Below are 689 nucleotides of genomic sequence, written 5' to 3'. Positions count from 1 at the left end.
CATACCAGTGCCTTGGGAGGCTTCCTGATCGGAGCCGCCCTGGGTATCGCGCTGGTGGCCACGGTGGCCATCGCCACCTTCACCTGCGGGTTCGGCGTGGCCTTGCTGGCCGGCCTCGCAGCCGGTATCGGAGGCAGCTTGCTGACCGCCGCCGGAGAGGCGATAGGCAGTATGTTCTCGTCCCCCTCAGGGACGATAACCACTGCCTCGCCCAATGTCTTCATCAACAGCCGCAAGGCCGCCCGGGTCGAGAAAAGCATCGGCGCCTGTGACAAGCACCCCGGGCCGGTGCAGATTGCCGAAGGCTCGACCAACGTCTTCATCAACAGCGTCGCCGCTGCACGCAAGGGCGACAAGCTGACCTGCGGCGCGACCATTTCCGGTGGCTCCGATAACGTCATCATTGGGGGCGGCACTTACCGGTACCTGCCGGTCGACGATGAGATCCCCCAGTGGCTGCGCACCACGGTAGATGTGCTGATGGCCATGGCCGGTGCCGCCGGCGGTATCGCCCAGTTGATCAAGGCCGGTACCCAGGCCGGCATGAAAGCCATCATGCCCTGCGCCCTCAAGTTCACCGCAGGCTTCGTCGCTGGCGAGGTGGCCAGCCGCTACGTGGTCGAACCCGTGGCACGCAGAGCCATCGGTGGCCTGGTCGGCAACCCGGTCGACCTCACCACCGGGCGCAA

The 689-nt window shown here is 66.0% G+C and carries 1 protein-coding gene; it reads left to right on the top strand.

Translation table 11 applies throughout. From position 1 onward, the window contains the following. On the top strand, positions 1-689 hold a 689-nt coding region (locus tag HU738_RS25770; RefSeq protein ID WP_217871550.1), incomplete at both ends, for a PAAR domain-containing protein.

It is taken from the genome of Pseudomonas vlassakiae (genome assembly GCF_014269035.2).
Lineage (GTDB): Bacteria > Pseudomonadota > Gammaproteobacteria > Pseudomonadales > Pseudomonadaceae > Aquipseudomonas > Aquipseudomonas vlassakiae.
This window is presented reverse-complemented; position numbering and strand designations above follow the sequence as displayed.